Here is a 22787-nt window from a genome sequence, read left to right as displayed (position 1 = left end):
AATGACCACCGCCACCCCCACCGTCGGAGCCGGCGTCCAGGCCACCGCGAAGCCCGGCCGGGCCGCCCGGGTCCGCAAGCGGCTGAACAGCCGCACCGCCACACTGGTCTCGATCGTGCTCGCGCTGCTCTGGACGGTCCCGACCTTCGGCCTGTTCATCTCCTCGTTCCGGCCCGAGAACCAGATCAAGACCACCGGCTGGTGGACGTTCTTCAGCGACCCGCAGTTCACGCTGGAGAACTACCAGGAGGTGCTGTTCAGCACCGGCTCGTCCGGGCAGCTGGCCAGCTACTTCATCAACTCCCTGGCGATCACCATCCCGTCGGTGCTCTTCCCGATCGCCTTCGCCTCACTGGCCGCGTACGCGCTGGCGTGGATCAACTTCAAGGGGCGGGACTGGGTCTACATCGCGATCTTCGCGCTGCAGATCGTGCCGCTGCAGATGGCGCTCGTGCCGCTGCTGAAGTTCTTCTCCACCGGCGTGACCGTCGCCGGGATCCAGGTGCTTCCCGCCTGGGACCTGGTCGACGAGCAGAAGTTCGCGCAGGTGTGGTTCGCGCACACCTGCTTCGCGCTCCCGTTCGCCGTCTACCTGCTGCACAACTTCATCTCGCAGCTGCCGGGCGAACTGATGGAGTCGGCCCGGGTCGACGGGGCCACCCACCCCAAGATCTTCCGGACCATCGTCCTGCCGCTGATCACCCCGGCGCTGGCCGCGATCGGCATCTTCCAGTTCCTGTGGGTCTGGAACGACCTGCTGGTCGCGCTGATCTTCGCGGGTGGCGGCGACGAGACCGCCCCGCTGACCGTCCGGCTCGCCGAGCTGGCCGGCACCCGGGGCAACGAGTGGCAGCGGCTGACGGCCGGCGCGTTCGTGTCGATCGTCGTACCGCTGATCGTGTTCCTGTCCCTCCAGCGCTTCTTCGTGCGGGGCCTGCTCGCCGGCAGCGTCAAGGGCTGATCCGCTGCTCCGCCGCCGCCGGTCCCCGGCGGCGGCGGGCGCGGCTCGGAGCGGGGAACCAATGACCAAGATTGACGATGTCGCCCGCCTGGCCGGGGTCTCCACGGCCACCGTCTCCCGGGCGCTGCGCGGCCTGCCGACGGTCTCGGCCGCGACGCGGCGCCGGGTCCTCGCCGCCGCCGAACAGCTCCAGTACGCGGTCTCACCGAGCGCGTCCCGACTGGCCGGCGGAAAGACCGGCACGGTGGCCGTGGTGGTCCCCCGGATCACCCGCTGGTTCTTCGGCACGGTGGTCGAGGCGGTCGAGGACTACCTCCACCAGAACGGCTACGACCTGCTGCTCTACAACCTCGGCGGGCGGGAGCAGATCCGGCAGCGGGTGCTGCGCCCGGCCAGCCTGCACAAGCGGGTCGACGCGATCATCCTGGTCGCCACCCCGCTGCGCCCGGCCGACACGACCGCGCTGACCAAGCTGGCCCTGCCCGGCGTGACGATCAGCTCCGGCAGCGGGGTGCCCGGCTGGCCCTGCGTCCGGATCGACGACGTGGCGGCGGCGCGGACCGCCACCCGGCACCTGCTCGACCTCGGCCACACCCGGATCGCGCACATCTCCGGCGACCCGGACGACGAGCTGGCCTTCACCACCCACCTGGACCGGCGGCGCGGATACCACGAGGCGCTGCGGGCGGCCGGGCTCCGGCCCGACCCCAGCCTGGACGTCGAGTCCCAGTTCACCGTCGACGGCGGCACCCGGGCGACCGCCGAGCTGCTCGCCCGGGGCGAACCGCCGACCGCGATCTTCGCCGCGTGCGACGAGATGGCCATGGGCGCCATGACCGCGCTGCGCGACGCCGGGCTGCGGGTGCCCCAGGACGTCAGCGTGATCGGCATCGACGACCACGACCTGGCCGGGGTGCTCGGGCTGAGCACCATCGCCCAACCGGCCGCCGAGCAGGGGCTGCTGGCCGCCCGGATGCTGCTCGACCCGCTGGGCGGGCGCGCCGTCGACCCGTACGCCGGTCTGGTGCCGGCGCCGCGCGGCCCGGACACCGGCGACGGGTCGCCCGCCTCGGTGATCCTGCCCACTCGCCTGGTGGTGCGTGAATCGACCGCGCCGCCCCGGGCAAACTGAACGGATTCGTCCCGCACGCACGACAGGGAGAAGGCGCTGAACACCGACGCGACGCAGCAGGACCCGGCCACCGGCTGGTGGACCGAGGCCGTCATCTACCAGATCTACCCGCGGTCGTTCGCCGACTCCAACGGCGACGGCATCGGCGACCTCCCCGGCATCACGGCCCGCCTCGGTCACCTCAGCGAGCTCGGGGTCGACGCGATCTGGCTGTCGCCGTTCTACCCCTCCCCGCAGGCCGACGCCGGCTACGACGTGGCCGACTACCGGGACGTCGACCCGCTCTTCGGCACCCTGGCCGACGCCGACAAGATGATCGCCGAGGCGAAGGCGCGCGGCCTGCGGGTGATCGTCGACCTGGTGCCGAACCACACCTCGTCGCAGCACCGCTGGTTCCAGGCCGCCGTCGCGGCCGCGCCGGGCAGCCCAGAGCGGCAGCGCTACGTCTTCCGCGACGGCAAGGGCCCGCAGGGCGCCGAGCCGCCGAACGACTGGGAGAGCGTGTTCGGCGGGCCGGCCTGGACCCGGCTGCCGGACGGCCAGTGGTACCTGCACCTGTTCGACACCGGCCAGCCCGACCTCAACTGGGACAACCCGGAGGTGCGGGCCGAGTTCCTGGACATCCTCCGGTTCTGGCTGGACCGGGGCGTTGACGGGTTCCGGGTGGACGTGGCGCACGGCCTCATCAAGCAGGCCGACCTGGCCGACTGGCAGGAGCCGCAGGAGATCCTCTCCGGCCAGAACGTGGACAAGCCGCTCCCGCCGATGTGGGACCAGGACGGCGTGCACGAGATCTACCGGGAGTGGCGACGGCTGCTCGACTCGTACGACGGCGAGCGGATCCTGGTCGCCGAGGCGTGGGTGGAGCCGGCCGAGCGGCTGGCCCGGTACGTGCGGCCGGACGAGATGCACCAGGCGTTCAACTTCGAGTACCTGCTCGCCGCGTGGACGGCTCCCGCCCAGTACGCGGTGATCACCCGCTCGCTGGAGGCCACCGACAGCGTCGGCGCCCCGACCACCTGGGTGCTGTCGAACCACGACGTGGTCCGGCACGCCTCCCGGCTCGGGCTGGCCGTCGGCGGCGGCCGTCCCAACGGCATCGGCATCGGCGACCCCCAGCCCGACGCCGCGCTCGGCCTGCGCCGGGCCCGGGCGGCCAGCCTGCTGATGCTCGCCCTGCCCGGCTCGGCCTACCTCTACCAGGGCGAGGAGCTGGGGCTGCCGGAGCACACCACGCTGCCCGACGAGGCCCGGCAGGACCCGACCTGGGAGCGCAGCGGGCACACCCAGCGCGGCCGGGACGGCTGCCGGGTGCCGATTCCGTGGGAGGCCGACGCCCCGTCGTACGGCTTCGGGCCGACCGACGCGAGCTGGCTCCCCCAGCCGCCGGTCTGGGCCGAGTACGCGCTCGACCGGCAGCGCGGGGTCGACGGCTCGACGTACGAGCTGTACCGGACGGCGCTGCGGCTCCGTCGCGAGCACGGCCTGGCCCGGGGGCCGATGCGCTGGCTCACCTCCGGCGACGAGGTGCTCACCTTCACCAACGGCGGGCTCACCGTGCTCACCAACTTCGGCACGGAGCCGGCGCCGCTGCCGGCCGGCGCCGAGGTGCTGGCGTCGAGCGCCCCGCTGGACGGCGACGCCGTGCCCACCGACGTGACCGTCTGGTTCCGCGCCTGACCCGCATGTGTCGCCCGGACGGGGTGGCCGCCCCCGGCGGCCATCCCGTCGCGCTGGTCAGATCCGCTCGGCGCGGGCGTGCAGCAGGTCGTGGACCTGGGCGATGTCCCGGGGCGACGTGCGGGCGGCGAGCCAGTACATGACGCCGGTCGGGATGAAGAAGAGCTGGAAGGCGGCCAGCCCGACGGCGTAGTTCAGCGGCGGCGGGAAGGCCGCCCGCAGCGCCTGGAAGGCCACCCCGACCAGCCCGTTGCCCGCGGCCCGGCCGACCCCGTTGACCAGGTTGCCGAGGCTGTAGACCGTGCCGCGGTGCTCGGGCGGGTTGACGTCGGCGATCAGGGCGAACCAGTTGGGCGAGTTGGCCGAGGTCAGCGCGAGGGCGAGCACGGCGGTGAGCAGGCTCAGCCCGACCGTCGGCTCGGTGAACACGCTGGCCAGCACCGCGGCGATCACCGCGCCGGCGCTGCCGCCGTCCGGCACGTCGATCCGGATCGGCACGAGGAACAGGACCAGGTAGAACGGCACGGCCGCGAGGATGCCCACCGCCGCGACCAGGGCCCGGCCGCTCGGCGTACGCCGTTGCAGCGCGTCGCCGGCCAGGCCGCCCACGATCGACAGCACCCCGCCGAGCTGGAACAGGGTGGCGAAGACGCTGCCCACCACGACGGCCGTGGCCGCCGAGTAGCCCTGCGCCTCGGCCCGCTGGCTGAACAGCACCGGCAACCACACCAGCGAGCCGAACGCCGCCTGCGCGGTCAGCCCCTGCAGGACCAGCCAGCGGTTGGTCCGCCGGGCCAGGATCCGGGGCAGGTCGGCGCGGCTGATGCGGTAGTCGTACTCGCCGCCGGCGTCGAGCGCCGCGGCCAGCTCCGGCTCGCTCTGGCCGCGCCGGATGTCGTACGTGAACAGGTACGCCACGGTGGCGGCCAGGCCGACGACGGTGAGCACGAGGAACGGCCGCCGCCAGTCGGTGGCCCCGAGCAGCCCCCCGGTCAGCGTGCCGGCGAGCGTGCCGACGCCCTGGGACAGGCCCCAGAAGCTCATCACGAGGCCGCGGCGGCGGGGCGAGATCAGGTCGGTGACCACGGAGAAGCCGACCGAGCCCACCGCGCCCAGCCCGACGGCGGCGACCAGTTGAGCGACCAGGAACGTCGCGTAGTGCTCGGCCAGGGCGCTGCCCCCGGTGCCGGCCGCCCAGATCAGCGTGCCGACCATGAGCAGGGGCTTGCGGTCGGTCCGGTCCCCGACGTACGCCCAGGCCACCGCCGCGACCGCGCTGACCAGGAAGCTGACGGCGGTGACCAGGCCGAGCAGCCGCTGCGACACGCCCAGCGCGCCGGAGATCGACCCGTACAGCGGCGGGACCAGGCCGATGGCCACGTTGTCCAGCGAGGCGAGGACCACGAACACCACCACGCTGTAGAACCGGTGCGCCGCGTTCCCCCGCCGGGAGACCCTCGTGCCGCTGCTCATGCCGGGCAGCCAATCAGGTGCGGGTCACGGCCGGAACACGGGCCCCCAACCGGTCAGAGGTAGCCCCCGATCTCGACCGGCACCGCGCCGGCCGGCGAGGTCCCGGCGCGCAGCCCGTACAGCTCGGCGAGGGTGGCGCCCTGCGGCGGGACGCCCGCCGAGGTGCCGAGCCAGTCGGCCGCCTCGGCGTGCGACAGCGGGCCCACCTCGATCCGGGCCAGGCAGCGTCCGGGCCGGGTCACCGCCGGGTGCAGCCGGGAGAGGTCCTCGTTGGTGGTGATCGCCACCAGCACGTTGCGCCCCTGGCCGAGCAGCCCGTCGGTCAGGTTCAGCAGCCGGGACAGGGCCTGCCCGGTCGCCTGCCGGGCCTCCCCCCGGATCAGCTCGTCGCAGTCCTCCAGGATCAGCAGCCGCCAGCGGCGGGCCTCCTCGCCGTCGTCGTCCTCCTCGTGCTCCCCCACCGCCACCTCGGCGAGGTAGGCGGGATCGCCGAAGAGCACCTCCGGGTCGAGGACGCAGTCCGCCTGGCACCAGTCGCGCCACTCGCGGGCGAGCGCGCGCAGCGCCGTGGTCTTCCCGGTGCCCGGCGGCCCGTGCATGAGCAGCAGCCGACCGGCGACCGTCTCGGGCGTGGCCACCATGAGGGCGTCCAGCCGGGCCGCCGCCGCGGCCGGATAGTTGGCCCGGATGTCGGCCCAGGTCGGCGTGGTGATCCGCCGGGTGTCCCGCTGGGCTCCCCGGCGGGCGTTCTGGTGCCAGAAGCCCATCGGGCCGGTGTCCCGCCGCGCCGGCTCGGCCCCGCCCGTGACGATCTCGTCCAGGACGGCCGCGCCGGTCGCCTCGTCGACGGCGGTGACCGTCACCTCCGCGCCCCGGCCGCGCCAGCTCACCACCCGTACCGTCCAGCCGTCGCCACCGGCGAGCCGGGCCACGCGGTTGCGCTCGATGGCCGTCCGGGTCAGCGCCGCCCGCTCGGGCACCAGCCGGGCGCCGGCCCGGACCTTGGCCAGGCGGACCGTCCGGGCCCAGGGGTGGCGGCCGGTGACGAAGTCGGTCAACAGCAGCGTGTCGATGACGTCGCCCGGGCTGTCGACGTCGTCGTACTGGAAGACGGGCAGCGGGCCGGGCCGGGCGGCGTCTCCGGACGGGGAAGGTGGCGGCACGCCACGATGATCCCCGCCGGTCGACCGCCCGGCATCCGGTTTATCCGCGCACCCGGTCTATCCCGGCACCCGGTCGACGACGCGGTCCCGGGCGAGGGCGTAGCGCTCGCGGATGGCGGGGACGCCCGGCGACGCGTACTCCTCGGTGTCGCCGACGGACCAGGTGGGCGGACCCGCCCCGCCCAGAGCGACCCAGGCGGCCTGGCGGGCGGCGCCGTCGGCGACGTACTCCCCGGGCGGGGGCACGACCACGGGCCGGCCGAAGACCTGCGGGGCGATCCGCCGGACGGCGGCCGAGCGGGCCCCGCCGCCCACCAGGATGATCCGGTCGGCGCGGGCGCCCTGCGCGGTCAGCGCGTCGAGGCCGTCGGCGAGCGCGCAGAGCATGCCCTCGACGGCGGCCCGGGCCAGGTGGGCCGGCGTCGACGTGCCCAGGGTCATGCCGTGCAGCGCGCCGGTGGCGGTGGGCCGGTCCGGCGTCCGCTCGCCCTCCAGGTAGGGCACCATGGCCAGCCCGTCGGCGCCGGGCGGGGCGGCCAGGGCCAGCTCGCTCAGCGTGGCCAGGTCGACGCCGAGCAGCGTCGCGGCGGCGTCGAGCACGCGGGCCGCGTTGAGCGTGCAGACCAGCGGCAGGAACCGGCCGGTGGCGTCGGCGAAGCCGGCCACCGCACCGGTCGGGTCGGCGGCGGGCGCGTCGGCCACCGCGAAGACGGTGCCCGAGGTGCCGATCGAGACGACCACGTCGCCCGGGCCGGCCCCGGCGCCGAGCGCGGCGGCGGCGTTGTCCCCGGTGCCCGGACCGAGCAGCACCCGGTCGGCGGCGCCGGACCCGCCGCCGAGCGCCGCCGGGTCCAGGTGCCCGGCCACCTCGGCGGGACCGAGCACGACCGGCACCCGCAGCCGCCGCCCGAAGGCGCGTTCGAGCAGGTCGAGGCGGTATTCGCCGGTGCGCGGCGACCAGTAGCCGGTGCCGCTGGCGTCGCCCCGGTCGGTGCGCAGCGCGGCCAGGCCGGGAGCGCCGGCCAGCCGCCAGGTGAGCCAGTCGTGCGGCAGGCAGACGGCGGCCACCCGGTCGGCGTTGGCCGGCTCGTGCCGGGCCAGCCAGCGCAGCTTCGTGGCGGTGAAGCTGGCCACCGGCACGGCGCCCGTCGCGTCGGCCCAGAACCGGCGGCCGGCCTCCCCGCCGCCGGCCTCCTCGACCAGCTCCCGCGCGGCGTCGGCGGATCGGGTGTCGTTCCAGAGCAGCGCCGGGCGGACCACCTGCCCCGCCTCGTCCAGGCAGACCATGCCGTGCTGCTGGCCGCCGACCGCGACGGCGGCCACGTCAGCCAGCCCGCCGGCCTCGGCGACGGCCGCCCGCAGGGCGTCCCACCAGGCGTGCGGGTCGACCTCGGTGCCCTCGGGGTGCGGCGCGCGGCCCTGCCGGACCAGCGCGCCGGTCTCCGCGTCCCGGACCACCACCTTGCAGGACTGGGTCGACGAGTCGACCCCGGCGACGAGCGGCATGGCGGCCCGCCTCAGCGCGCGCCGAGCAGGTGCTCGACGGCGAGCTGGTTGAGCCGGACGAAGCCGAAGCCCTTCGCGCCGGCCGCGTCCGGGTCGAACTCCTCGAACGCCGAGCGGTCGGCGAGCAGGTCGGCGTAGCCCTCGCCCGGGTTCAGGGTCGGGGTGGCCAGCTCGGCCACCTTGCTGGCGGCCAGGGCCTCGGCCACCTCCGGGTCGGCCCGGAACGCCGCGGCCCGCTCCTTGAGCAGCAGGTAGGTGCGCATGTTCGCCGCCGCCGACGCCCACACCCCGGTCATGTCCTCGGTCCGGGAGGGCTTGTAGTCGAAGTGCCGCGGCCCGTCGTACGCGGGGCCGCCGTTCGGCCCGCCGTTCTCCAGCAGGTCCACCAGGGCGAACGCGTTGAGCAGGTCGCCGTGGCCGAAGACCAGGTCCTGGTCGTACTTGATGCCGCGCTGGCCGTTGAGGTCGATGTGGAACAGCTTGCCCTGCCAGAGCGCCTGGGCGATGCCGTGCGCGAAGTTCAGGCCGGCCATCTGCTCGTGGCCGACCTCCGGGTTCAGGCCGACCAGCTCCGGGCGGGCCAGGGTGGAGATGAACGCCAGCGCGTGCCCGACGGTGGGCAGCAGGATGTCGCCGCGCGGCTCGTTCGGCTTCGGTTCGAGGGCGAAGCGCAGGTCGTAGCCCCGGTCGACGACGTACTGGCAGAGCAGGTCGACCGCCTCGCGGTAGCGGTCCAGCGCGGCGCGGACGTCCTTGGCCACGTCGTACTCGGCGCCCTCCCGGCCGCCCCACATGACGAAGGTGCGGGCGCCCAGTTCGGCGGCGAGGTCGACGTTGCGCAGCACCTTGCGCAGCGCGTACCGGCGGATGTCCCGGTCGTTGCTCGTGAAGCCGCCGTCCTTGAACACCGGGTGGTTGAAGAGGTTGGTGGTGACCATCGGCACGACCAGGCCGGTCTCGTCGAGGGCCTTGCGGAACCGGGCGATGTGCTGGTCGCGGGTGGCGGCGTCCGCGCCGAAGGGGACCAGGTCGTCGTCGTGGAAGGTGATCCCGTACGCCCCCAGCTCGGCGAGCCGGTGCACGGCCTCGACGGCGTCCAGGGCGGGCCGGGTGGCGTCCCCGAACGGGTCGCGGGCCGGCCAGCCCACCGTCCAGAGCCCGAAGGAGAACTTGTCGGCGGGGGTGGGAGCAGGTGCCATGGGGGACCTCCGGTGGTGGCGTCGTCCGCGATTTGTTCAGTGGTTGAATTAAATGGCGGTCGTGTGGCAGTGTCAAGCGGTGAACAGCACCAGCAGCGCCGGGGCGGTCCGGCAGGGCAGCCTCCGCGAGCTCAACCTCGCGGTCGTGCTCCGGCGGATCGCCGCCGCCGACCGGCCACCGTCCCGGGCCCAGATCGCCGCCGACACCGGCCTGACCCGGGCCACCGTGTCCGCCGTGGTCGACGACCTGATCGCCGGCCGGCTGGTGGCCGAGGCGGAGCCCGCGCCGCGTACCGGGGCCGGGCGGCCCGCCCGTGGCCTGGTGCTCGGCGGCGACGGCCCGGCCGGGCTCGGCCTGGAGGTGAACGTCGACTACCTGGCCGCCTGCGTGGTCGACCTGACCGGGACGGTGCGGCACCACCTGGTGCGCCGCGCCGACCTGCGCCCGGTGCCCCCCGCCGACGCCCTGGACCGGCTCGCCACGCTGGCCGCCGAGGCCCGCGCCGCCGCCGTCCGCGACGGGCTGACCGTGGCCGGCGCGGCCCTCGCCGTGCCGGGCCTGGTCGGCGACGGCGGCCTGGTCCGGCTGGCGCCCAACCTGGGCTGGCGCGACGTCGACGTGCCCGCCCTGCTCGCCGGGCACCCGCTCGCCGCGCCGGTCGACGGGATCCCCCCGCTCGTGGTCGACAACGAGGCCAACCTGGCCGCCCTCGGCGAACTGCACGCCGGCCCGCCCGGCTCGGCCAGCTTCCTGCACATCACCGGCGAGATCGGCATCGGCGCGGGCATCGTGCTCGACGGGGTGCTCTACCGGGGCGCGCGCGGTTGGAGCGGCGAGATCGGTCACATCCCGGTGCAGCCGCAGGGGCGGCCGTGCCGCTGCGGCGGCCAGGGCTGCCTGGAGCGGTACGCGGGCCAGGAGGCGATCCTGGCCGCCGCCGGCCTGGCCGGCGCGGACCTCCCGGCGGACACCGCCGCCACCCGGCTGGCCGACCTGGCCGGTGCCGGCGACCCGGCCGCCCTGGCCGCGCTCGCGGACGCCGGGACGGCCCTCGGGGTGGCCGTGTCGGGCGTGGTGAACCTGCTGGACCTGGACACCGTGGTGCTGGGCGGCGGATACGCCCCGCTGGCCCGCTGGCTGCGCCCGCCCGTGGTCGCGGAGATCTCCCGGCGGGTGCTCACCGCCGCCTGGTCGCCGGTGACGGTGCGCCCCGCCGCGCTCGGGTCGCGGTCCGCGGCGGTCGGCGGGGCGGCATCGGTGATTCGCCGGATCATCGAGCGGCCGGTCGGCTGGCTGGCCCGCTCCGGGTGACCCCGGCGCTCCTCGACGGGTGTTCGACCGCCCCGCTCGGTAGGCTTGCCGCCAGGCGGCGGACCGCAACCGAGGAGTGCACCGACAGCATGCGCACAGGTCGACCGACCGAAGCGCCCGGCCACCGGCGGTGACGAGCGCCCGACCCGGTGGGGTCGCCGACGAGGAGCAGACCTCCCCGGGCCGGCCGGCCGGGACGGCCGAGCCGGCCGACGACCGGCTCGCCCGCGAGCTGCTGGACGGGCTCGCCGAGGCCGTCGTGACCACCGACGGGGCGGGCGTGGTGACCCTGGTCAACGCGATGGCCGCGGAACTCCTCCCCGAACTCTCCCCGGGTGTCGACCTGGCCGGCTGCCCCGTGCCCGCGCTGGCCGGCGCGGTCCGCGACGGCGCCGGGACCTTCGACACCGAGCACCACGGCCGCCGGCTGCGCGGCGTCCGCCGCGGCCTGGCCGGCGGCCACTGCGCCTGGTACGTGCGGGACGCCACCGAGGAGCAGGCACGCACCGAGGCGCTGGCGGCCGAACGGTCCCGGACCGCGTTCCTGGCCCGGGCCGGCGGCCGGCTCGGGCTGTCCCTGCACCGGGACCAGACGCTGCACGCCGCCGTGACCCTGCCGGTGCCCTACCTGGCCGACGCCGCCGTGGTCGTGCACCGCCCGGCCCCGCCCGCCGAGGACGAGCCGCACTGGGTCCGGTACGCCACCGACGACCCCGGCCCGGCCACCGGCGTCGCCGGGTGGCGGGCCGCCGAGTCGGTGCCCGGGCTGATCGAGGCGCTCGCGGGGGAACCCACCGAGCCCAACCCCTGGCTCGACGCCGAGCTGGCCGGCCTGGCCGAGGTGCTGCCCGCGGGCTTCGGCCGGCCCGGCACCGTGCTGATCAGCCCGATGCGCAGCGCCGGCGGCCCGGCCGGCGCCCTGATCCTGGTCCGCCGGCCCGAGCGGGCGGGCTTCGACCTGCGGGAGACCGAGCTGGCCCGGGAGTTCGCCGCGCGGGCGGGCGCGGCGCTGGCCGCCGCCGAGCTCTACGGCGAGCAGGCCCACCTGGCCCGCGTGCTCCAGAACAGCCTCCTGCCGCCGGACCTGCCGCCGCTGCCCGGGATGACGCTGGCCGGCGGCTACCGGGCCGCCGGGGACGGCCTGCGCATCGGCGGCGACTTCTACGACCTCTTCCCCACCGCCGACGGCGGCCTCTTCGCGGTCGGCGACGTCTGCGGCAAGGGCGTCGGCGCCGCCGTGCTGACCGGGCGGGTACGGCAGTCGTTGCAGACCCTGCGGCTGGTCGAGCAGCGCCCGCGGGAGCTCATGGTGCTGCTCAACCGCGCGCTGCTGGACGCCCCCGACGCGGCCCGCCGGGCCCAGTTCACCACCCTCCTGCTGGGCGCCCTGCGCCGCGAGCCGGACGGCGGGCTGCTGGTCCGGGTGGCCGGCGGCGGGCACCCGGCCCCGCTCGTGGTCCGCACCGACGGTCGGGTCGAGCCGGTCACCGTCGGCGGCATGCCGGTCGGCGCGCTGACCGCGGCCCGCTTCGTCGAGGCGGAGGCACGCCTCGCCCCGGGCGACCTGCTGGTCGCGTACACCGACGGGGTGACCGAGGCCCGGGGTGGCCCCACCGGGCTGGAGATGTTCGGCGACGACCGGCTGGGGCAGGCGCTCACGGCCGGGGCCGGCCTCCCGCCGGCCGCGCTGATCGACCGGCTGCTCCAGCTCGTCGACGAGTGGCTCGACGGCCAGGTGCACGACGACATCGCCATGCTGGTCGTGGCGGCGGGGTGACCCGGCCGGGTCAGGCGGTGCGGGCCACCGGCGGCTCGCCCGGCGACTCCGGCTCGGCGAGCGGGTCGCCGATCCGCTCCCCCGAGGGCTGGAGCACCGGCCAGCCCTCCGCGGGGGCGGCCTCCCCACGCCGGCCGACCTCGTCGAACTCGCGCATCCCGCGGATCAGCGCGGCCCGCCCCTCCGCGCTCATCCTGGCCAGGATCCGGTCCAGCCGGTAGCGCCGGTCGGCGCGCAACTCGGTGAGGAGCCGAGTGGCCGTCGGAGTGAGGTGCAGGGCGATCTCGCGCCGGTCGTACCGGCCCGGCTCGCGCTCCAGCATCCCGGCCGCGACGAGCCGGTCGCAGAGCCGGCTCGCGGAGGAGAGCAGCATGTCGGTCAGGGTGGCGAGGCGGCGGAGGTTGATCCCGTCGTACTGCTCGACGACCATGACCGCGCGCAACTGGGCAGCGGAGAGCCGACTGGTGGTCCGCTCCCGGGCCGCCTCCCAGACAGCCAGCAGGGTGCCCGCCGCCTCGTCCAGGGCAGCGGCCATACTCGCATCAGGTCCCTTGGGACCGCGTTCTTCGGCCATGGTGTGCCCGAGACTACCCGGCCCACCAGGCCGGCGACCTGTGCAAAGGAGCAAAGATGAGCGGACCGGTGGAACGGGCACGGCGGAGCCTCACCGAGGCGCCGACGGACCAGCTCGTCGACCGGCTCGCCGCCGAGCTGGAACAGTCGTACGGGATCACCCACACCGAGCTCTACCAGGTCGACTACCGGCTGGCCGCGCTGCTCCCGTTGTCCGGAGGTGAGCCGATCGTCACCCCCGGCCACCCGGCGTGGCGGTGCTTCGACCACCAGGAGCCGATCGTCTCGGAGGGCACCGGCTGGTTCCCGGTGGGGATGCGCGGCGAACGGCGCGGGGTGCTCCGGCTCTCGCCGATGCCCGCCGACCCGGCCGACCTGGGCGCGCTGGACGCCGTCGCCACCGCGCTCGGTCACGAGCTGGCCGCCGTGGCGGCCACCACCGACATCTACCTGACCGCCCGGCGCAGCCGGCGGCTCACCCTGGCCGCCGAGATGCAGTGGGAGCTGCTGCCGGGCCGCAGCCGGATCCGCCCCTCGTTCAGCCTGGCCGGCCAGCTGGAGCCGGCGTACGCGGTGCGCGGCGACGGCTTCGACTGGTCCGACGACGGCCACCGGCTGTGGCTCTCGGTCGTCAACGGCTCGGGTGAGGGGGTCGCCGCCGCCATGCTCACCTCGCTGGCCACCAACGCGCTGCGCAACGCCCGCCGCGCCCGGCTGGGGCTGGCCGACCAGGCCGCCCTGGCCGATCAGGCGATCTACGCACTGCACCGGGGCGAGCAGCACCTCTCCGCGCTGCTGCTGGAGCTGGACCTGGCCACCGGGATGCTGACCGTGGTCGACGCCGGCTCGCCCCGCCTGGTGCTGCTGCGCGACGGCGAGGTGTCCGAGCAGGTCCTGGACAAGCAGTTCCCGCTCGGCATGTTCGAGGGCACCGACTACCGGGAGCAGCAGTTCCAGCTGCAGCGGGGGGACCGGCTCTTCGTGGTGAGCGACGGGGTGGTCGACGCCACCTCCGAGCGGATCCGCTACGGCGAGACCGCGCTGGACCGCTTCCTGCGGCGGACGGGCCCGATGGAGCCGCTGGACGCGGTCCGGTCGCTGATCGGCGACCTCCGCGCCTTCGTGGCCGGCGACCTGGTCGACGACGCGGTCGTGGTCTGCCTGGACTGGCTCGGCCCGCAGCCCTGACCGCCCCGGCCGGCCGCCGGCTCAGTAGGCGCCGCGGCTGTTGACCACCGCGCCGAAGGTCTTCCAGAGGATGGTCAGGTCGGCGGCGAGCGACCAGTTCTCCACGTAGTAGAGGTCGAGCCGGATGCCGTCCTCCCAGCTCAGGTCGGACCGGCCGCTGACCTGCCACAGGCCGGTCATGCCGGGCTTCACCAGCAGCCGGCGGGCCACGTCGCCGTCGTACCGGGCCACCTCGGAGGGCAGCGGCGGGCGGGGGCCGACCAGGCTCATCTGGCCGAGCAGCACGTTCGCGAGCTGGGGCAGCTCGTCCAGGGACCACTTGCGCAGCAGCTTGCCGACCCGGGTCACCCGGGGGTCGTCGCGCATCTTGAACATCAGGCCGTCGGTCTCGTTGCGCGCGGCCAGCTCGGCGAGGAGGGCGTCGGCGTTGACCACCATGGTGCGGAACTTGAAGACGCCGAACTCCTCGCCGCCCTGGCCGACCCGGGTCTGGCGGAACAGCACCGGGCCCCGGCTGTCCAGCTTGATGGCGAGCGCGATCACCGCCAGCAGGGGGGCCAGCAGGAGCAGGGCGATCAGCGAGATCGAGCGGTCGACCAGCCCCTTGACCAGCTTGCGGGCGCCCCGGAACTCGGGCGCCTCGACGTGGATGAGCGGCAGGCCGGCGACCGGCCGGGTGTGGATGCGCGGGCCGGCGACGTCGGTCAGCGCCGGCGCCACCACCAACTCGACCCCGGTGCCCTCCAGCTGCCAGCCCAGCCGGCGCAGCCGGGTCGCGGTCAGCTCACCCGAGGCGGTGACCGCCACGGTGTCCGCGCCGATCGCGGTGGCCGCCTCGGGGATGCCCCGGAACGAGCCGACCACCGGCACGTCGCCCAGCCGCTGCGGCACCGGGGCGAGCAGCGCGTCGGGGATGCAGGCGCCGACCACCTGGTAGCCGGCGTACGGCTCGCGGCGCAGGGTGTGCACCAGTTCCAGCACGTGCGCGGTGTCGCCGACCACCAGCACCTTGCGGGACCAGCCGGCGCCCCGGTCGCGGGCGCGGTGCAGCCGCTTGCGGGCGGCGAACCGGGCCACCTCCAGGCCGACCGTGCCGACCGCGAAGGAGATGGCCAGGAAGCCCCGGGACACCCCGACGTCGGCGATGTAGCCGGCGATGGCGATGCCGCCGGCCAGCCGCAGGCTCGCCGCGTTGACCCGCCGGTACTCGTCGGCGCCGTAGCCGAGCACCTGGTCGTCGTAGCAGCGCATCGCCTTGAGCGAGACCAGCCAGACCAGCAGCAGGGCGGGCGCGACCACCACGTACGGGATCTCCGAGCCGCTCGGCTGCTCGTCGCCGAACCGGGCCACGTAGCCGATCAGGATGGCCACGGCCAGCACGGCGGTGTCCAGCACCACGAGCAGCCGGATGTAGGCCCGCTCCGCTGCGCGGGTCGGACCGGGGCGGTCGCCACCCGGTCGCGACGACGTGCTGGCGGGGGTCAACAGCGTCGCCGAGGTCACCGGCCCTCCCCACTTCGCTCAGGACGACCCCGCGCCGCGCGTTCCCGGTGGGGAAGCCGCGGTCCGGAGCACCCGGTCATCATGCCTCGACAATTATGGTTACCGATTGATTCGGACGCATTACCGTCAGTTTTCGCCCGGCCGCCGAAGCCGGGAAGCGTTCCGCCGTACCGGATTCTGCCGGTACGGCGGAACGCACTCGCTGAGTGTCGGGTCAGCGCGGCGCCGGCGGACGCAGGGCGATCGCCTGGAGGAAGATCTCGCCGATCTTGGTCGGGTCGTTGGTGACGAAGGCGCCACCGCCGGTCACGTCCGTGATCGACTTCAGCTCGGCGAGGCTGACCTGGGTGCCGATGCCGATGATGATCACCTGCACCGGCTGCTCCTCGTCCCGCAGCTTCTTGAGCTGGTCGAGCAGCGCCTTCTGGGTGATGCCGTCGGCGTCGTCGTTCTTGCCGTCGGTGAACAGCACGATCGAGTTGACCTTGCCCGGCTGCCAGTCCTCCTGGACCGTCTTGTACGCCGCGAGCATGGTGTCGTAGAGACCGGTGTCGCCGTCCGAGGGCCGGATCGAGGCCAGACCCTGCTGGAGCGCACCCCGGTTGCTCGACAGCGGCTTGATCCCGATCACTTCCCGGTAGTCCTGGGAACCGTTCAGGTTGGTGGAGAAGGTCCACAGGCCGATCGACCAGGAGTCGTCGAAGAGCCCCAGGCCCTTGCTCGCCGCTTCGACGGTGACCTGCTCCCGGCTGGCGCCGTTGGCGGTCGCCACCGGGTCCTTCATCGAGCCGGAGACGTCGACGACGCAGAGCATGCGGCCGGACTGGGTGGCCACCGACCAGGTGGTGGTCGCCGTCGCGATGGCCTTCGGGTCCAGGTCGGCCGCGCCGCCCTGGCCGGACGGCGGGACGGCCTTCGCGCCGCCGTTCGCCGGGCTCGGCGCGCCCTGCGGCGCCTTGAACCCTTCGCCCCAGTTGCCGTCCGGGGCCCGCAGCGCCTGCGCCGCCAGCCGGTTCTTGAAGCTCGACGTCTGCAGCACCTCGAAGAGGACGCGGGCCGCCGACGCCTTGGTCGGCTCGATGCCGGGCAGCACCGCGAACGGGTAGTCCAGCGCGATCGGATCCGGCTTCATGTAGAGCGCGGCCAGCGGGATCGGGGGCTTGGTGTTGTTGTAGGCGATCACGTCCTCTTCCGACAGCGCCGCCGCGCCAAGCCCGTTGGCGATGGCCGTCGGGTCGGTGGAGCGCGGGAAGCGGGCGAGGAGGTCCTGCCGCAGCGAGGAGCGGTTGGTGGCCAGCGCCCGCAGGGCCCCGACCATGGCCTCCTGCGCCTGCGGCGAGCCGGCCTTGCCGGTGGCGCTGGCGGCGGCGGTCAGCGAGAGCAGCCCGGACAGGCCGGCCGCGTCCTGGGTCGGCTCGACGATCCCGGCGCGCAGCGGCTTGCTGCTGGTGACCTGGCCCAGCAGGTCGGTCCAGCGGATCTCCTTGTCGGGCCACCCGATGCGGGAGGCCACCGGCTCGGGCAGGGCGACCACCACGGGACTGCGGGCGATCGAGGCGCCGTTGGCCGGCGCGAAGGCGGTCGCGCCGCCGCTCTTGAGCCGGACCAGCCAGGTGGAGGAGTCCGGCACCCAGACGTCCGGGGTGACCGCGGTGCCGCTGGCCTGCCCGACCCCGGCCAGGGTGGCGCCGTGCTTGCTCGCCACCGCGGCGGCCACGTCGACCGGCTCGGCGGCGGAGACGTTCACGGCGATGCAGGTGTCACCGACGGCCGCGCCGTCGGAGACCCACTGGTCGGCCGCCCCGCGTACGGCGGGGGCGATCTCCGGGGCCGCCGAGACGGACAGCTCGATCCGGCCCGAGCAGCTCGGGCCGGCCAGCTGCCGGTAACCGAACCAGGAGCCGGCTAGGACGACGGCGAGCGCGGTCGCCGCGGCGACGGCACCTGTCCCGTGGAGGCGTGAAGACATGCGATGGCGGCCAGACACGGTGACCATCTTGCGTATCTCGTGGGGTTACTGCCACAACCGTTCGGACGAAAGTTACGCAGGAGAAACAGTTGATCGCCAAATCATTACGTTGAGTGAGCGATCAGTGATCCGATGTGATCAAAGTCCACTGGGGACGGTCTTGCGGTCACCGACCGGTCACGGGCAGACGCAGGTGGGGCTCGCCACCGGCACCGGCTCGCCCGTCGGCTCGGGCACCCCGGTGCCCGGATCCACCCGGAAGATTCTGATCATGCCGGCCCGTTCGTCGGCCACGTAGAGGTGCCCGCCGGTCAGGACGAAGTGCCGCGGCCACTCGCCCCCGGTGTCCACCTCGGCCACCAGCTCCGGCGCCGCCCCGGCCAGCGCGAAGACCGCCACCGTGCCCACCCCCCGGTTGCCCACGTAGAGGAAGCGGCCGTCCGGCCCGACGGCGACCTCGGAGGGCTGCACGTGCCCGACCCGGCCACTGGCGTCCACCCGCACCCGCTGGTGCAGCCCGTCCGGGGTCAGGTCGTACGCGGTGACCGTGCCGTCCAGCTCGCCGACCAGCCAGCAGCGCCGCCCGTCCGGGTGCCGGGCCAGGTGCCGCGGCCCGGTGCCGGCCGGCGTCCGCAGCCGGGGGGCGCGGGGCACCAGCCGCCCGGAGGCGGCGTCGAGGTCGTACCGGTAGACCGAGTCGGTGCCCAGGTCAACGGCGAGCAGCGGACCGGCGCCCGGGTCGGGCGAGACCATGTGGCAGTGCGCCTGCTCCTGCCGCTCCGGGTCGGCGCCGTGCCCCTCGTGCCGGACCAGGTCGCTGCGCTCCCCCGGCACGCCGTCGGCGTCCAGCGGGAACACCGCCACGCTCCCGCCGCCGTAGTTCGCCACGAACAGGTGCCGCCCGTCCGCGGCGACCGCCAGGTGGCAGGGCTCCGCCCCGCCGGTGGGGCGTACGCCCAGCGGGTCGAGGTCGCCGCCCGGGCCGACCCGGAAGGCGCTCACCTGCCCCTCGGCCAGCTCGTTGACCGCGTAGAGCACCGGCAGCGCCGGGTGCCGGACGAGGAACGACGGTGACGGGGTGACCGCCACCGTGCCGAGCGGTGTCAGCGCGCCGGTCGCCGGATCGCGCCGGGCGGCGACGATGCCCTCGGCCCGTCCGTCCGACTCCGCCGTGTAGCCCCCGATGTGGACGATCGCGTCCTGCCCGGTCACCGCTCCCACCTTCCGCCGTCTCCACCGTCGATCAAACCAGAGGCTTCCCGGGGAGCCGGCCGGTTAGGCGTCATCCGGGGCACCGGTTTTCCGGGCGGCCCGAACGCCCCCGCTTCCGGCCGGGCCGGGCCGCGCCGGTGGGCGGACGGTCAGCCCACCGGCACCGGCTCGCCCCGCTGCCGCGCGACGTGCTCGACCAGCGAGATCAGCACCAGCTTCCCGGACTGCCGGTCCCGGGCGTCGCAGAGCACCAGCGGCACGTCCGGGTCCAGGTCCAGGGCGTCGCGGACCGCCTCCAGGCCGAACCGGCGGGACCCGTCGAAACAGTTCACCCCCACCACGAACGGGATGCCCCGCTGCTCGAAGTAGTCGATGGAGGGGAAGCAGTCGGCCAGCCGGCGGGTGTCGGCGAGCACCACCGCGCCGAGGGCACCGAACGCCAACTCGTCCCAGAGGAACCAGAACCGGTCCTGGCCCGGGGTGCCGAACAGGTAGACCTGAAGGTCGTCGTTGATGGTGATCCGGCCGAAGTCCATGGCCACCGTGGTGGTCGACTTCTGCTCCACCCCGGAGACGTCGTCGGTGCCGATGCCGGCGCCGGTCAGCACCTCCTCGGTCTGCAACGGCCGGACCTCGCTCAACGCGCTCACCAGCGTCGTCTTGCCGGCGCCGAAGCCACCGGCGATGAGGATCTTCAGAGCCAGCGGCACCCGCGGCGGGGCCGGCTCGCGGTCAAAGCGCACGGAGTCCACTGACCACCGCCTTGAGGATGTTGTCGTCGGGCAGGTGGGCGGCGGCCGGCGGCCGGCGCACCGTGACGAGCCCACGGGCGAGGAGGTCGCCGAGCAGCACCCGGACCACGCCGACGGCGAGATCGAGGTCGGCGGCGAGGTCGGCCACGGCCACCGGCCGCCGGGCCAGGTCGACGAGGCGCCGGTGCTCCGGCTGGAGACCGGGCACCCTGGCCGGGTCGGCCCCCGGCGTCGTCAGCACGAACGCCACCAGGTCGAAGCCGTCGACCGGCGGGCGCACCCGGCCGCCGGTGAGGGTGTACGGGCGGACCACCGGGCCGGCGGCGGCGTCCAGCCACTCGTGCTGGGGGCCCGGCGACTCAGCCCGCATCGGTCGCCGCCGTGCGGGCCGGTGCGCTGAGGTTCTCGCCGACCCGGATCACCAGCATCGCCATCTCGTACGCCACCAGGCCGATGTCGGCGTCGGCCTCGCTCACCACCGCCAGGCAGGCGCCCTGCCCCGCGGCCGTGACGAACAGGTACGCCGACTCCATCTCCACCACGGTCTGCCGGACCGCGCCGCCACCCACGTGCCGGGTGGCTCCCTTGGCGAGGCTGGAGAACCCGGAGGCCAGGGCGCAGAGGTGTTCCGCGTCGGCGCGGTCCAGGTCGGCGGAGGCGCCGAGCAGGAGCCCGTCCGCCGACAGCACCACCGCCTGGCGGGCGGCCGGCACCCGCTCCACCAGGTCGTCGAGCAACCAGTCGAGATCGGCGTTCTGCCGCGTCGTGTGCACCACTAGGCGTCCCTCTCAGTCGCGGTTCGGTGGTCCGGAGCCGCGGGCGGCTCCGGCGGGGAGGGCTCGGCGGCGCGGCGGGCGCCGTCGCGGCGGCCGCGGGCGGTGCCGGCCTGGAGCGCGGACATGGCCTGGCGGGCCTCCTCGGGCGTGCGGTACGCCGGGTTGTCGACGGCGGCCGGCCGGGGGCGGGCCGCCGGACCGCGCCGCCGGACCCGGCGGGGCAGGCCGTCGCCGTCCGCCGGCGCCTCCACCGACGAGGTACGACCGGCGGGCAGCGGCAGCACCGCCGACTCGGACCGGTCCCGGCCGGGCCGGGCGGCCCGCGTCCGGGGGACCGTGGCCAGCCGGGTCACCTTGGCCATCCGCCGGTCGTCGGGCCCGGCGACGCCGTCCGTGGCGGCGGGGCCGAGCGCCGGCTCGTCGGTGACCAGGTCCGACGGGACGAGCACCGCGGCGGTGGTCCCCCCGGGGACTGCCGGCCGCAGCTCGACCCGGACGCCGTGCCGGGCGGCCAGCCGGGCGACCACGAAGTGGCCCAGCCGCGCGCTGTCGGCCGGGTCGAACTCCGGGGCACGGGAGAGCTTGCGGTTCGCCTCGGCCAGGGCCGGCGGCGACATGCCGAGCCCCCGGTCGGTGATCTCGATGGTGTAGCCGCCCGGCACGCTCCGGCCGGTGACGTCCACCCGGGTGCCCGGCGGGGAGAAGACGGTGGCGTTCTCGATCAGCTCGGCGAGCAGGTGGATCACGTCGCCGACGGCGCGGCCGAGCACCCCGGCCGGCTGCACCTCGCCCACATCGACCCGGTCGTACGACTCGACCTCGGAGATCGCCCCGCGCACCACGTCGACCGCGGCGACCGGGTTGCGCCAGCCCCGCCCGGGGGCCGCGCCGGCCAGGATGACCAGGTCCTCGGCGTGCCGCCGGAGCCGGGTGGCGAGGTGGTCGACCTGGAACAGGCCGTCCAGCTCGTCCGGGTCCTCGGTCCGCCGCTCCAGCCGGTCCAGCAGCGCCAGCTGCCGGTGCACGAGGCCCTGGCTGCGCCGGGCGATGTTGAGGAACACCTCGTTGAGGCCGCGGCGCAGGGTGACCTCGTCGACGGCGGCCTGGACGGCGGTGCGGCGTACCTCGTTGAAGGCCCGGCCCACCTGGCCGATCTCGTCGCCGCCGTGGTCCAGCTCGGGCGCCTCGCGGGCGACGTCGACCTCCTCGCCACGACGCAGCCGGGCCACCACGTCGGGCAGCCGGTGCTCGGCCATCTCCAGCGCGGCGGTGCGGACGCCGGTGAGCCGCCGGTCCAGCGACCGGCCGACCCGCAGCGCCACCAGCACGCAGACCACGATGGCGAGCAGGCCGAGCACCCCGGCGGCGGCGAGCCGGACCAGGATGCGGACCGCCATGGGCACGGACCGCTCGGCGAGGGTGTCCGCGCCGCGCAGCTCGAAGTCCCGCAGGCCCTGCGAGGCCGTGGCGTAGCTGGCCTCCCAGGCCCGTACGTCGAGCCCGGCCGGCAGGTCGCGGTCGCGGACCAGGGTGTCCTGGAGGGCGCGCAGCCGGACGAACGCCTCCCCCTCGGTGAGCCGCTGGTATCCGGCACGTTCGGCGGGCGGCAGGTCGGCCACCGCGTTCTCGGCCAGGAAGCGCTGGTTCTCGATGGTGCGGACGAGCTGCTCGTGCTCGCCCTCGGCGTACCGGCCGGCGGTGACCGCCCCGGCCAGCAGCGCGTCGGCCTGGCCGAGCAGCTCCCGGGACCGGCCCAGCGCGGTGAGCGCGAGCGCCTCCCGGTTGATCTGGGTGTCGGGCAGCGTGGCCATGCCGGAGAATGCCTGGAAGGCCGAGCCGATCATTCCGCTGTAGAGCCCGACGGCGCCGGCCCGGTCGACCTTCCGGCTGTCGATGAAGCCCCGGCCGGCGGGCAGCGCGTCGAGCGCGGAGACCAACTGGTCGAGCCGGGCGTCGAGCTGGTCGTCGGCGGCGTCGCGCAGCTCCTCCCCGTCGACCCGGCGGCGCAGCTCCGCGATCGCCCGGTCGGTGCGGGCGCGCTGCTCGGCCAGGGCCGGCAGGGCGGTGTCGCCGGCGAGCTGGACGACCGAGAGCCGGCGTTCCCGCTGCAGCTCGGCGACCACGCTCTCGCCGGGCCGGCCCAGGTCGTAGAGGAGGGTGCGCGCGGCGAGCAGGTCGAGGGCCGGGCCGAAGGTCAGCGTGGTGGCGAAGATCCAGAGGGCGAGCAGCCCGGTCACCGGACCGACGACCAGCGCGGTCAGCTTGGCGCGGATCGGCCAGTCTCGGGTGTTCATCAGACCTCGCCCGGGGGAAGGTGTCGCAGGGGTGGCGCCGGCACCCGCCGGAGGGCCGCGACGCCGGGCCCCGGCCCGGGCGCCTTGGGCAGGATACGTAATCCCCAGCCGTTGCACTACCGGCCGTCTCGCCCCTCACTACGGTCCGGAATGTTCGCTGTGGACACCGTTGGACGGGAACGCCCCGCCGGAAGGGACCGGCAGAAGGTTCGTCCAAAAGGGGCACACGGATTCGGCGGCCCGCGCGCGGTCCCGGATCCCCGGCGACGCGCTTATTGGAATGAGTCCACTTTTGGCGAAGCCGCACCATGTGTGCC

Annotated in this window: 18 protein-coding genes; 6 read left to right on the top strand and 12 right to left on the bottom strand. The window is 75.0% G+C overall.

The window, feature by feature from the left end; genetic code table 11:
* Nucleotide 1: 1 nt before the first annotated feature.
* From FXF50_RS21340 to FXF50_RS21330, 3 genes are all read left to right on the top strand, one after another.
* Nucleotides 2-961: a carbohydrate ABC transporter permease gene (locus FXF50_RS21340; protein WP_148430559.1), complete on the top strand. Its 960-nt coding sequence runs from the start codon at nucleotides 2-4 to the stop codon at nucleotides 959-961.
* Between the two features lie 61 nt (nucleotides 962-1022).
* The gene (locus FXF50_RS21335; RefSeq protein WP_148430557.1) at nucleotides 1023-2093 is read left to right on the top strand and encodes a LacI family DNA-binding transcriptional regulator; all 1071 of its coding nucleotides are present in this window, start codon (nucleotides 1023-1025) and stop codon (nucleotides 2091-2093) included.
* A 36-nt stretch (nucleotides 2094-2129) separates the two neighbouring features.
* Nucleotides 2130-3773 carry a glycoside hydrolase family 13 protein gene (locus FXF50_RS21330; protein ID WP_148430554.1) on the top strand — a complete coding sequence of 548 codons (1644 nt, stop codon included), beginning with the start codon at nucleotides 2130-2132 and terminating at the stop codon, nucleotides 3771-3773.
* A 57-nt stretch (nucleotides 3774-3830) separates the two neighbouring features.
* Here the strand turns inward: FXF50_RS21330 and FXF50_RS21325 are convergent, their stop codons facing one another.
* Genes FXF50_RS21325 through xylA form a run of 4 tightly spaced genes read right to left on the bottom strand, consistent with a single transcriptional unit; the run spans nucleotide 3831 to nucleotide 9114 of the window.
* Entirely contained in the window at nucleotides 3831-5246 is a 1416-nt protein-coding gene (locus tag FXF50_RS21325; RefSeq protein WP_148430552.1) for an MFS transporter, read from the bottom strand.
* A gap of 53 nt (nucleotides 5247-5299) precedes the next feature.
* Nucleotides 5300-6409 carry a DUF5925 domain-containing protein gene (locus tag FXF50_RS21320; protein ID WP_187399758.1) on the bottom strand — a complete coding sequence of 370 codons (1110 nt, stop codon included), beginning with the start codon at nucleotides 6407-6409 and terminating at the stop codon, nucleotides 5300-5302.
* 57 nt (nucleotides 6410-6466) lie between these two features.
* Nucleotides 6467-7915, bottom strand: coding sequence for a xylulokinase (gene xylB / locus FXF50_RS21315; protein ID WP_148430550.1), 1449 nt, complete (start codon nucleotides 7913-7915; stop codon nucleotides 6467-6469).
* An 11-nt stretch (nucleotides 7916-7926) separates the two neighbouring features.
* Nucleotides 7927-9114, bottom strand: a complete 1188-nt coding sequence (gene xylA / locus FXF50_RS21310; protein ID WP_148430548.1) for a xylose isomerase — start codon at nucleotides 9112-9114, stop codon at nucleotides 7927-7929.
* 52 nt (nucleotides 9115-9166) lie between these two features.
* Here xylA and FXF50_RS21305 point away from each other — a divergent pair, with 52 nt between their 5' ends.
* Nucleotides 9167-10426, top strand: a complete 1260-nt coding sequence (locus tag FXF50_RS21305; protein ID WP_148430546.1) for an ROK family protein — start codon at nucleotides 9167-9169, stop codon at nucleotides 10424-10426.
* Between the two features lie 130 nt (nucleotides 10427-10556).
* Nucleotides 10557-12203 (top strand): PP2C family protein-serine/threonine phosphatase, encoded by a 1647-nt coding sequence (locus FXF50_RS21300; protein WP_255510134.1) that lies wholly within the window; start codon nucleotides 10557-10559, stop codon nucleotides 12201-12203.
* A 10-nt stretch (nucleotides 12204-12213) separates the two neighbouring features.
* Here the strand turns inward: FXF50_RS21300 and FXF50_RS21295 are convergent, their stop codons facing one another.
* Nucleotides 12214-12738, bottom strand: coding sequence for a MarR family winged helix-turn-helix transcriptional regulator (locus tag FXF50_RS21295; protein ID WP_148430544.1), 525 nt, complete (start codon nucleotides 12736-12738; stop codon nucleotides 12214-12216).
* Between the two features lie 95 nt (nucleotides 12739-12833).
* Between FXF50_RS21295 and FXF50_RS21290 the strand changes: the two genes are divergently transcribed.
* Nucleotides 12834-13964: a PP2C family protein-serine/threonine phosphatase gene (locus FXF50_RS21290; RefSeq protein ID WP_148430542.1), complete on the top strand. Its 1131-nt coding sequence runs from the start codon at nucleotides 12834-12836 to the stop codon at nucleotides 13962-13964.
* A gap of 21 nt (nucleotides 13965-13985) precedes the next feature.
* On the opposite strand, the gene FXF50_RS21285 is transcribed toward FXF50_RS21290, so the two are convergent.
* The 7 genes from FXF50_RS21285 to FXF50_RS21255 all read right to left on the bottom strand — a co-directional run bounded on the left by FXF50_RS21285 (nucleotide 13986) and on the right by FXF50_RS21255 (nucleotide 22470).
* Complete coding sequence (locus FXF50_RS21285; protein ID WP_148430540.1) at nucleotides 13986-15467, bottom strand: sugar transferase; 1482 nt, start codon at nucleotides 15465-15467, stop codon at nucleotides 13986-13988.
* A gap of 214 nt (nucleotides 15468-15681) precedes the next feature.
* The gene (locus FXF50_RS21280) at nucleotides 15682-17436 is read right to left on the bottom strand and encodes a VWA domain-containing protein (RefSeq protein ID WP_148430538.1); all 1755 of its coding nucleotides are present in this window, start codon (nucleotides 17434-17436) and stop codon (nucleotides 15682-15684) included.
* A gap of 177 nt (nucleotides 17437-17613) precedes the next feature.
* Nucleotides 17614-18648 carry a lactonase family protein gene (locus FXF50_RS21275; RefSeq protein ID WP_187399757.1) on the bottom strand — a complete coding sequence of 345 codons (1035 nt, stop codon included), beginning with the start codon at nucleotides 18646-18648 and terminating at the stop codon, nucleotides 17614-17616.
* Between the two features lie 149 nt (nucleotides 18649-18797).
* Nucleotides 18798-19400, bottom strand: a complete 603-nt coding sequence (locus FXF50_RS21270) for an ATP/GTP-binding protein (protein WP_148430534.1) — start codon at nucleotides 19398-19400, stop codon at nucleotides 18798-18800.
* Nucleotides 19381-19770, bottom strand: coding sequence for a DUF742 domain-containing protein (locus FXF50_RS21265; protein WP_148430532.1), 390 nt, complete (start codon nucleotides 19768-19770; stop codon nucleotides 19381-19383). The genes FXF50_RS21270 and FXF50_RS21265 overlap by 20 nt, the downstream gene beginning before the upstream one ends.
* Nucleotides 19760-20176, bottom strand: coding sequence for a roadblock/LC7 domain-containing protein (locus FXF50_RS21260; RefSeq protein WP_091318849.1), 417 nt, complete (start codon nucleotides 20174-20176; stop codon nucleotides 19760-19762). Before FXF50_RS21260 ends, FXF50_RS21265 begins: the two co-directional genes overlap by 11 nt.
* Entirely contained in the window at nucleotides 20176-22470 is a 2295-nt protein-coding gene (locus tag FXF50_RS21255) for a nitrate- and nitrite sensing domain-containing protein (RefSeq protein WP_148430530.1), read from the bottom strand. The genes FXF50_RS21260 and FXF50_RS21255 overlap by 1 nt, the downstream gene beginning before the upstream one ends.
* Between the last annotated feature and the right edge of the window lie 317 nt (nucleotides 22471-22787).

It is taken from the genome of Micromonospora sp. AP08 (assembly GCF_008085935.1).
Classification (GTDB): domain Bacteria; phylum Actinomycetota; class Actinomycetes; order Mycobacteriales; family Micromonosporaceae; genus Micromonospora; species Micromonospora chersina.
This window is presented reverse-complemented; position numbering and strand designations above follow the sequence as displayed.